At 57.3% G+C, this 9,250-nt stretch carries 11 protein-coding genes and 1 pseudogene; 4 read left to right on the top strand and 8 right to left on the bottom strand.

The window, feature by feature from the left end; genetic code table 11:
- Positions 1-194, top strand: a pseudogene (locus tag HKD31_RS16180) (hypothetical protein); the annotation flags it as partial.
- A gap of 368 nt (positions 195-562) precedes the next feature.
- Positions 563-1,948 carry an IS1380-like element IS1380A family transposase gene (locus HKD31_RS15415; RefSeq protein ID WP_194265679.1) on the top strand — a complete coding sequence of 462 codons (1,386 nt, stop codon included), beginning with the start codon at positions 563-565 and terminating at the stop codon, positions 1,946-1,948.
- A gap of 165 nt (positions 1,949-2,113) precedes the next feature.
- On the opposite strand, the gene HKD31_RS15410 is transcribed toward HKD31_RS15415, so the two are convergent.
- Positions 2,114-2,356 carry a hypothetical protein gene (locus HKD31_RS15410; RefSeq protein ID WP_194265678.1) on the bottom strand — a complete coding sequence of 81 codons (243 nt, stop codon included), beginning with the start codon at positions 2,354-2,356 and terminating at the stop codon, positions 2,114-2,116.
- 754 nt (positions 2,357-3,110) lie between these two features.
- On the opposite strand from HKD31_RS15410, the gene HKD31_RS15405 reads away from it, so the two are divergent.
- Positions 3,111-4,604, top strand: coding sequence for an aldehyde dehydrogenase family protein (locus HKD31_RS15405; protein WP_166316416.1), 1,494 nt, complete (start codon positions 3,111-3,113; stop codon positions 4,602-4,604).
- A gap of 342 nt (positions 4,605-4,946) precedes the next feature.
- Entirely contained in the window at positions 4,947-5,918 is a 972-nt protein-coding gene (locus HKD31_RS15395) for an LLM class oxidoreductase (protein WP_075595225.1), read from the top strand.
- A gap of 59 nt (positions 5,919-5,977) precedes the next feature.
- Here HKD31_RS15395 and HKD31_RS15390 read toward each other — a convergent pair whose 3' ends face one another.
- From HKD31_RS15390 to HKD31_RS15360, 7 genes are all read right to left on the bottom strand, one after another.
- Positions 5,978-6,298 (bottom strand): DUF7673 family protein, encoded by a 321-nt coding sequence (locus HKD31_RS15390; RefSeq protein ID WP_075595226.1) that lies wholly within the window; start codon positions 6,296-6,298, stop codon positions 5,978-5,980.
- 46 nt (positions 6,299-6,344) lie between these two features.
- A complete protein-coding gene (locus tag HKD31_RS15385; RefSeq protein ID WP_035367702.1) occupies positions 6,345-6,761 on the bottom strand; it encodes a hypothetical protein in 417 nt (138 codons plus the stop codon).
- A gap of 88 nt (positions 6,762-6,849) precedes the next feature.
- Entirely contained in the window at positions 6,850-7,083 is a 234-nt protein-coding gene (locus tag HKD31_RS15380; protein ID WP_035367701.1) for a hypothetical protein, read from the bottom strand.
- Positions 7,080-7,343: a hypothetical protein gene (locus HKD31_RS15375; RefSeq protein WP_228120939.1), complete on the bottom strand. Its 264-nt coding sequence runs from the start codon at positions 7,341-7,343 to the stop codon at positions 7,080-7,082. The genes HKD31_RS15380 and HKD31_RS15375 overlap by 4 nt, the downstream gene beginning before the upstream one ends.
- A gap of 71 nt (positions 7,344-7,414) precedes the next feature.
- A complete protein-coding gene (locus tag HKD31_RS15370) occupies positions 7,415-7,900 on the bottom strand; it encodes a hypothetical protein (protein WP_228120936.1) in 486 nt (161 codons plus the stop codon).
- A gap of 97 nt (positions 7,901-7,997) precedes the next feature.
- Positions 7,998-8,393, bottom strand: a complete 396-nt coding sequence (locus tag HKD31_RS15365) for a hypothetical protein (RefSeq protein WP_035367697.1) — start codon at positions 8,391-8,393, stop codon at positions 7,998-8,000.
- 151 nt (positions 8,394-8,544) lie between these two features.
- A partial coding sequence (locus tag HKD31_RS15360) for a hypothetical protein (protein WP_228120933.1) occupies positions 8,545-9,250 on the bottom strand: 706 nt, incomplete at its 5' end.

Raw genomic sequence — 9,250 nt, 5'->3', positions numbered from 1 at the left:
GGGGGATATACCGGGCTTCCGATCGTTACCCGGATGGGCGGAGACAGATGGCGACCGCAGCGCAGCGCAGGGCGGCGGCTGGCTCCGGTGAGTTGGTCGGGAGACAGGTGCAGCGCACCTGGCTCGCGGCCTTACGAACTAGAGCGGAGATCAAGCCCCCGAAAAAAGCCCGCACGCATCATCCGTTATCGTAAAACTCTAGTCTTGTTCGCCAAGACAAGACTGACGTGCAGTGCGGAATACTTGGATGACCACGCGATCTTATCGCCGACGGAGTGGCTTTGCCGGCTTGGCCAGGATAAAATCACTGATCATGTTCGCGCGGGCAGTATAGTCCATCACTTCACTCATCATACGTGAGCGCTCATCAACCAATTTTGTCTCGGGATGATCCTTGCAATATTGTTCAACGCGCGCGCCAATTATCCTGACAACCGCGTTTTTGATGTTCTCTCGGATAGCGATCGACGCGGAAATCTCACAGAAGGGTTGTACATCGGGTTAGATTATGAAAAAGTCTGTTTTGCACAAAAGAATTTTTCATAAGCAATAAACGAACCCGATGCAGACAGAGTGTAGCGCAGGCGCGTATGAGTTTCCAGCCTCCTGTGGACGGCGTGTTGTGGCCCGTTTTGACGGGGGTCGCATGAGTTCGGATGGGGGCGTCATTCTGGTGAAGCAGGCTGATGACATTCTGGGTCTCAGCCGCCGCTTTGCTGCCTGTTTTCGCGATAAGCGGCATCCCGGCTTTGTGGAATACCGGGTTGAAGACCTTGTCCGTCAGCGGATCATGGGCCTGGCACTGGGCTATGAAGATCTCAATGATCACGATGCCCTGCGGCATGACCTGATCTTTGGTCTGGCCTCGGGCCGTCTGTCAGGAGGTCGGGCCACCTGTGCGGCACTGGCCGGAAAATCCACACTGAACCGGCTGGAGCGCAGTGGCCACAAGGCAGACCGTTACTGCCGCATCATTGCTGATCATGATGCCCTGGCTACCCTGTTCGTGACGCTCTTCATGGACCAGCATGAGCGCGCACCCGCCCGGATCGTTCTGGATGTGGATGCCACCGATGACCGTATCCATGGCCATCAGGAAGGCCGGGCCTTTCATGGATATTACGGCCATAACTGCTATCTGCCGTTATACATCTTCTGCGGGGACCATCTCCTCAGCGCTACCCTGCGCACGGCAGACAGGGACCCGGGGAAGGAAGCACTGGCAGACATCCGCCGGATCGTGGAGCAGATCAGGAGCCGCTGGCCCCGGGTGCGTATCCTGGTGCGTGGGGACAGCGGTTTCGCCCGGGACACTCTGATGACATGGTGCGAAGACAACCACGTTGACTTCCTGTTGGGGCTTGCAGGCAACACCCGCCTGTATGACCGGATTGCCTCTTTGTCCGCTGAGGTTCGTGACGAAGCCGCCACGACAGGCAGAGCGGCGCGCGGTTTCGCCTCCTTTGACTGGATCACAAAGGACAGCTGGACGCGCCGCAGGCGGGTGGTGGCCAAGGCCGAATGGCGCCACGGCAACCGCTATCATCGCTTTATTGTCACCACGCTACCGCAGGGAATGTCCGACCCCCGCCATCTCTACGAACAGATTTACTGCGCACGCGGGGATATGGAAAACCGCATCAAGGAATGCCAGATGGATCTGTTCTCAGACAGGACCTCGTCCCACACCATCCGGGCCAACCAGCTCCGGCTGTGGTTCTCTGCTGCTGCCTATGTCCTGCTCACCGCTCTGCAGAGAATGGCCCTTGGGCAAACCAGTCTGGAGACGGCGACCTGTGGCACAATCCGCGCGCGGCTGCTCAAAATCGCGACACGTGTAACGCTCAGCGTCCGTCGGATTGTCCTGTCCATGCCGGACATGTTCCCCTGTCAGCATGAATTCGCCCTCGCTCATGCACGATTGCGAAGGCTCCGGCAGGCCATCTGAAGAAACAGACAGTGCACAGACCACATAGCTTCCACCAACACTGCCTTCTCAGGCCGTGACACCCTCACTGCGTTCAGAACCCGCCGCCAGAAGCAGAATATCGTCAATATTCCAGATCGGGCTCCTGTGGGATGACTGAATTCTACAAAATGACCTGAAATTGCCTCAAGTGTGAGAAATCCGCGTCGAGCCCCATCCATTATCCACCACAAATTTTTTCAAATTCGCGATGGCTTCCCCTTCCAGATTGACCCGAGGAATACGATACCCTTCTCCTGCCCAGCTCATTACTCGAAACAGTAGTTGGTGAAACAGCAGCATCGTAGCCCTATGGGGGTCTTCAGGTGCAGGTTGGGAGGCAATCGGTGCAGGTTCGCATTCGGGCAAGTCTTCGCTGTCATCGACCATGATGGACTTCCTTTAATAAGTGAGCAGGCCAGTCCCACTCGTCCAAAATACTATAGCGAATGACTGGTAAAATATCATTCCCGGAACCCTCTTCCCGATATTTTACCAAGGCGCAGAGATAGGAACCATATCATCTATTATGGGGCTGCGAGCAGCGTTCCGTATGATCCGATAATCCGCTGCACGATCGCCTCGTTCTCTGCGGCGCCAGCGCACGAGTTCAAATAGGCCGCTCGCTTCGTCGCCGTTGCTCCTGGCTCGTATCCCCAAAAGCCCCATACCTGAATGCTGAAGAAGTCGCTGATAGGTCCGCCACATCCAGCACCAGATGCGGGCATGCCCGACATGCACAACAAGGTCGCGCAAGGCTCTGCGTGGGCCGCGGGCGAGTACGAAACAGCGACGCCGACCATTGCTGCCCCGATTGCAATAAGCAGTCTCTTCATGGCTGTGATTCCCTATTCGTGGGAACAGGAATTTCGCAGAAATTCACATTTTTCTCAATGAAAACCGCGCTAAACCGACAAAAAATCGATGTCTCAGATTTCAATCGAAACGTGTTCTCTTATCGGATTAAGCAGTAGGCGGACGCACAGTTAAGCATGAAGGCTTAGTTTAGCGGGGCAAAACAGCGAGCGCACTTGCGCACACGACACAGTACGACACCATGCATCTATAAATCCAGATATTGACATATCGCGATATGTAGCTATGTTGGCTATGTCATTCACACAGGTCACAGGAGTTCACCGTGTTGACACACAACCAGACCACTCCAAACCATGCCCCTGATAGCCACTACGGTCATTTCATCGACAACCAATGGGTTGACAGTGAAAGTGGCGAGACCATCGACAGTATCAACCCGGCTAACGGTGCATTCCTCACCAAGATTCCGCTCGGCACGGCTGGAGACGTAGACCGTGCTGTCCAGGCGGCTGCCCACGCATTCAAGTCCTGGGGCAAGACTTCTCCGGCTGAACGTGCCAACGCGCTGTTGAAGATTGCCGATCTGCTCGAAGCCGATGCCGAGCGTTTCGTGGCGTTTGAGAGCATGGATGTCGGCAAGCCGGTCCGCGAGGCCCGAGTGGATGTGCCGCTGGCCATCGACCATTTTCGCTACTTCGCCGGTGCGATACGCAGCCATTCGGATGAAGCTTCCATGCTTGACCACCAGACGATGAGTTTGACGCTGAGCGAACCACTCGGCGTAGTCGGTCAGGTCATCCCTTGGAACTTCCCTCTTCTGATGGCTGCCTGGAAAATCGCCCCAGCGATCGCCATGGGCAACACGGTGGTAATCAAGCCATCGGAAATGACACCGGTCACGATCCTGGAGTTGGCAAAGATTTTCGCCAAGGTTCTTCCGGCCGGCGTGGTCAACGTCGTCACTGGTCTGGGCACAGAGGTTGGCCAAGCGATTCTCGATCATCCCCAGATCGCCAAGCTCGCTTTCACCGGCTCGACGCGTATCGGCGAAGTCGTGGCGGCTGCGGCAGCCAAGAGGATCATTCCCGCCACGCTAGAGCTTGGCGGGAAGTCAGCCAACATCATATTTCCTGATGCCAATTGGGATCGGGCTGTCGAGGCGGCTGCACTTGGCATTCTTTGGAACCAGGGCGAAGTATGCGAGTCCGGCTCTCGCCTGTTCGTGCATGAGTCAATCTATGAGCGCTTCGTCGCCGAGCTCAAGGAGCGCTTTGAAAAGGTTCGCGTGGGCAATCCACTCGACCCTAATACACAGATGGGTGCCCAGGTCAGCCAGATCCAGACCGACCGCATCATGGGCTACATCGAGCTGGCCAAGGAAGAAGGTGCCCGCATCCTGACGGGTGGTGAGCGACTGACTGGCGGTGAATACGATGCCGGCTTCTTCATCAAGCCGACGATCATCGTCGACGTGCGCAATGACATGCGCATCGCCCAAGAGGAGATATTCGGACCGGTCGTCACCGTGCTGCCGTTCAAGGATGAAGACGAAGTGGTGGCGCTGGCCAATGCTTCCGACTATGGCCTAGCTGGCGCTGTCTGGACCCAGGACATCAACCGTGCAATCCGTGTGGCACGGGCCATCGAAACCGGTCGTATGTGGGTCAACACCTACCACGAAATTCCGGCCCATGCCCCGTTCGGTGGATACAAGAAGTCCGGTCTCGGTCGTGAAACTCACAAGTCCATGTTGGACGCGTACAGTGAGAAGAAGAACATCTATATCAGCCTGAACGAAGCGCCGCTCGGCGTGTTTTGAGTTCAATTCATCGCCAAGATTTTCCCTAACAACATCGAGGTTTCTGGATATTTAGGAATATTGGAATGGGCGGGGAAATACTGTTTGGAAGCACACTGTTGGGACCTTCCACCCTGAAAAACCGTATCGTGCTCCCGCCCATTCCGAACGACCTTATGGCCGCCCCCTTCCGTCAGCGAGCAGGTGCGGGATGGGGGCGATCTGATCGCGTTCGGTCGTCCCTTCATCACCAACCCGGATTTGCCTGAGCGCATCACTCAGGACTGGCCGCGTTCGCAGCTTCGACGCGGCAGTGACGCTGCGCGCGGATGATGGAAACCTTGAGGCCAGAGGAGCCTGAAAATGTATCAGCCAAGTACAACCCCTTATCAGCAGCACCGGGGGTTCGGTCGAGCCTTCAAGGCCGGCCACTTGAGACTGGGGCTGTTTTTTCCCATCGAGGCCTTCCAGGGCGATACGCCGACGATGTGCAACCAGGTCGAGTTGGGCCGTCGTGCGGAAGCACTGGGCTTCTCCGCGCTCTGGTTCCGGGACGTGCCGTTGCGCGATCCCAGCTTCGGCGATGTAGGCCAGGTTTTTGATCCCTGGGTCTACTTGGGCTTCATCGCAGCACAGACGTCCACAATTGCGCTGGGAACTGCGTCGATAGCGATCCCGCTGCGCAACCCACTGCACACGGCCAAGGCGGCTGCAAGCGTGGACCAGTTGAGTGGTGGCCGCTTCCTAATGGGCGTCGCCTCGGGCGACAGACCTGTGGAGTTCCCTGCATTTGACGTTGACCCGGATCAACGAGGCAACATTTTCCAAGAACATCTGGAAGTGATCCGCAAAGCTCAGCGAACCAGCTTCGAGCCGCTGCAATGGAGTAGCGGCCGATTGGAGAGTGCGGACCTGATTCCGAAGCCGACTACGGACGAGATCCCATTTTTCGTGACGGGCAACAGTCGCCAGTCCATAGAATGGATCGCGCGGGAGAGTTCTGGGTGGATCACCTATCCACGGGCACCCCAATTGCAGAAGACGATGGTGGCGAAATGGCGAGAGGCGGTCAAAGCCCAAGTTGGGGACGTCTACAAACCTTTCCTCCAGTCGCTTTACATTGACCTGGACGTACGTCCGGACGCACCGCCGGTGTCAATCCATCTGGGCTACCGGCTGGGTCGAAATCATCTGATGGCGCTATTGGAGTCGCTTGAGTCGATTGGCGTCGATCATGTAATTCTCAATCTCAAGTATGGCCATCGTCCGGCATCAGAAGTCATTGATGAACTTGGCTCTTATATCGTGCCGCGGTTTAGCGCACACTCGCCATGAGGCCGCAAGAGATCAACTCGTTATGGGGTGGCGCGGCCCTTGGGGCCAGCACCTTGCGGTCAACGCATCGTCATCTGGTTATGATCGGCCAGTGCCGGTCGCCATTGCGCGATGATCGCGGCGAATTCCGGGCCAAGGGTAGGATCGAGCTGATCGGGGTAATTGCCGGCCTGACCAATTAGACCGAAAACGACTGTCATATCTTCCACGATGGCCCTATCGAGCGCCCATAGCGACGTGAGATCAAACGATCCGCACGATCCTGCATTCCACCATGCCAGCAGGAAATCCGCGACACGTCGCGATTGTCCCGTATCACCCTTTGCAATTTTAATCAGGCGTGCCAGTGCCGCCCGTTGATTGTCCTGTTTCGCGGTCATGGGTTTTTTCCGTGGTTTGTTGGTTTGAGCTGGCGGGCTGTGAGCGTCACCCCACAAAGGGTTTCCAGGTCCATTTTGCAGTCAGGTCTTCGTCATCAATCTCGAAGCCCATTTCCTTCAGTCCGGTCAGGACCATGTTCACGAGGCGCATTCCTGGGTGCTCGCGCATCCAAAGTTCTGCCGCAACGCGGACATAGACCGGCAGGCTGACAGAGAGCCCGACCAGCTCGCCCGTGTCGTCGCCCGTGTGCGGTTTGAGACGCCGCTTGCGTTCGGGCACCAGATCCTCGCGCTCCACATGCACGCCGATCGTGTTCAGCGCCTGAAGGATGGCGCAGCGCATGGAGGTGTCGTTATCGTTTACATACTCTTCGAGCTGCCGGCGCACTGCGGGCTTGACGCGGAACAGCGTCAGGCGCGGGGTGCGATCAAGGACAGGGACAGCAGACGCGGATTCAGACATCGAAACTCTTTCAAGGCACAGATCCTCTCCTTTAACATATATCGGATATAATAACGAGAGAGCCGGCCGCCCGCTGCCGTGGGCAGGGTCAAACATGCGCTTCTCCGAGATAGATGCCATAGCGGGGCCGGATCTTCGATCCGGGCCTCAATTTCAGGTCCATTGCCCACAGGGAAACCGACATGCCGCGCCTGCGCGCGAGCTGCACGGCCGACCGTGCTGCCGTGTCCCGGCTTTCCTTGACAGCCAGGACCGACAGGTCCGGGCCGGCCAGATAGACATGGCGATGCTTCGCCACCCGTCGCGATGCGAGGTAGGTCATGACGCCAGCCCTCCCATACGCGATGACACCCGACACGCACGCTCTAGCCCGACCAGAAGATCCGCGAGGACCTGGCGGGGCAGGGGATGGGTGCCAAGCGCCACGATCCGGCCGCCCTCCATCTGGACGGGCAAACGAACCGATCCCACGCGGATATGTGCGGGGAAGGGGCCATCGGCGCCGACCGGGTATCCCGGCCGAGCAACAGACATCCGCTCATAGCGGCGGACGAGAGCTTCGTATCTCACGCGATCAGTCATCGCTTCATCCTTTTATATCCGCGATATAATAGAGACACGGACGTTTACCACGATCGTCCGTGCCTGCTGGCCTAGTCGTCCAGGTGAGCTTCCCCGGCTGGCTCGGCGTCATCAGGGGGCGGCTCCCGTAGGGCGGCATCGACCAGTGATCTGAGCCGTGACACGGGCACCATGATCCGGAAGGCCATGCCGTAGGTATCGGCCGCGCTTTGCACCCATGATCGGATGCGCTCGACTGGCGCATTCTCTGCTTTCATCGCCACGGCCAGGCTCATGAGATGGGCCATCAGCTCATCCAGCTCGAACTCGACAACCCGTAAGGCATCTTCGAGACTGTACTCGGCGAGTTTTTCAAAATCCGCCGAAATATTCTGGCGTTCTGCTTCCTCTGCCAGTTTGGCTTCCAGATGGGACACGGCATCGACATAGCTCGTGAGATCCATCAGGACCATTTTCGCTTCGGTCCGTGCATCGACCATGATGCGCAGGGCAAGAACCGCATCGGCTACCGGTCCGGTTCGCTTGCCATTCGCAGGACTGTCATTTGTCTGCGTCATGCTCCGCTTCCGGCCCATATTTATTGACGATATGGCATTCATGCTGCGGTCCTCCTGCCGAAATCACAACAAAAACCCGTTTGTTTTTTGAATCGCTTCAGTCGATACGCAGCCCCGTGCTGTCGATACGGGAGAGAACGGTATCTGTTGTCATCCAGCCCGCCACCCGACCGAAGCCGATGAACGGGACCAGGACGGTATAAACAGAGTCCAGATCGTAGCTGGTGCGCTGATCCCGTGGACCTTCCCACAGGCATGACAGCACCAAGCCCTCGATCTCGGTGCCGTCGCTGCCGATGGTCGTGACCCACAGATCCGGCAGGACGGCGGCTTCGCAGGCGCGAACGCGGCCCTTACGGGTCCAGTAGGCCATCAGATCCGGCTTTGTCTTCATCGCCGAAATCGTGCTGTATTCGTCGCGATCCAGCCGGATCAGCGGCAAGGTATTGTGAAGAGGCGATACCTGTTTTTCGGCGTGGTCTTCCTTGGACATAGGGCTATCCTCCCTGTGCGACGGATCGAACGATTTTATCCTCCCGGCCCGCCTCTAATATATACGAGATATAATAAAGAGGGTTCAAGAGAAAAATGCAATTTTTCTCGCGAATGGTGGAGAGGCCGGCAAGACGGCCTCTCTCCCGGATTCAGGCGCAGGCTGCCTGCTCTTGCTCGGCCAGTATCTCAGCATGGAAGGCTTCCATCGCGCGCTGGCTTTCTTCAGGGTCGATCAGGTAGGCATGAAAGCCGGTGAGGACGGTAAAGCCCGCCGCTTCCAGCGCCTGTTGTACGTCGGTGATACCCCATAGGGCACTCGCATACTCGGCCTCTTCGCGCTGCTCGTCTGGGACATATTCCAGGCCACATGATGCGGCTTCATAACGGGCGATCGCGTCGTCCTCGGCGTCATCATAGACGCCATACCTGACGCTGAAATCGACGGTCATGGAACTGCTGGCCCGGGCCTGTTTCATCGCCTCTTCAAAGTGCTGGACATAATACATCCGGTCACGCAGTTCGTTTCGGGTCGCATAGGAATCTTCCGAGGTATCAGCCAGCCGGTCGGACAGGCGGCTGTACCATGCCTTCGTATCGGTGATGGCGCGATCAAGAACGTCCGCTGGATTGGGGCGAGGTGGCATCTTTTTAGAGCGGAACAGGAAGCCCACCAGACCGGAAAGAAGTGACATAGGGTTTACCCTCCCTGCACCGGGCGGGGAGGGAGGACCATCCCCCCACGTTTTCCCGCCCGGTGTTCTTATTATATACACGATATAATAAGAGAGAGGCAAGAGAAAAATGCAGTTTTTCACACAGAAAATGGCGGTTTCCCGACAAAAATTACCCTTGTAT

It is taken from the genome of Gluconobacter potus (assembly GCF_015244705.1).
Classification (GTDB): Bacteria; Pseudomonadota; Alphaproteobacteria; order Acetobacterales; family Acetobacteraceae; genus Gluconobacter; species Gluconobacter potus.
Note: the sequence above shows the minus strand (reverse complement) of the source record. Positions and strands in the feature narration are given on the sequence as shown.

Bases quoted from the DNA above. Each gene is read 5' to 3' on its own strand.
- HKD31_RS15415 (WP_194265679.1), top strand. From the start codon at position 563: ATGCAGACAGAGTGTAGCGCAGGCGCGTATGAGTTTCCAGCCTCCTGT.
- HKD31_RS15410 (WP_194265678.1), bottom strand. From the start codon at position 2,356: ATGGTCGATGACAGCGAAGACTTGCCCGAATGCGAACCTGCACCGATT.
- HKD31_RS15395 (WP_075595225.1), top strand. From the start codon at position 4,947: ATGTATCAGCCAAGTACAACCCCTTATCAGCAGCACCGGGGGTTCGGT.
- HKD31_RS15390 (WP_075595226.1), bottom strand. From the start codon at position 6,298: ATGACCGCGAAACAGGACAATCAACGGGCGGCACTGGCACGCCTGATT.
- HKD31_RS15385 (WP_035367702.1), bottom strand. From the start codon at position 6,761: ATGTCTGAATCCGCGTCTGCTGTCCCTGTCCTTGATCGCACCCCGCGC.
- HKD31_RS15380 (WP_035367701.1), bottom strand. From the start codon at position 7,083: ATGACCTACCTCGCATCGCGACGGGTGGCGAAGCATCGCCATGTCTAT.
- HKD31_RS15375 (WP_228120939.1), bottom strand. From the start codon at position 7,343: ATGACTGATCGCGTGAGATACGAAGCTCTCGTCCGCCGCTATGAGCGG.
- HKD31_RS15370 (WP_228120936.1), bottom strand. From the start codon at position 7,900: ATGACGCAGACAAATGACAGTCCTGCGAATGGCAAGCGAACCGGACCG.
- HKD31_RS15365 (WP_035367697.1), bottom strand. From the start codon at position 8,393: ATGTCCAAGGAAGACCACGCCGAAAAACAGGTATCGCCTCTTCACAAT.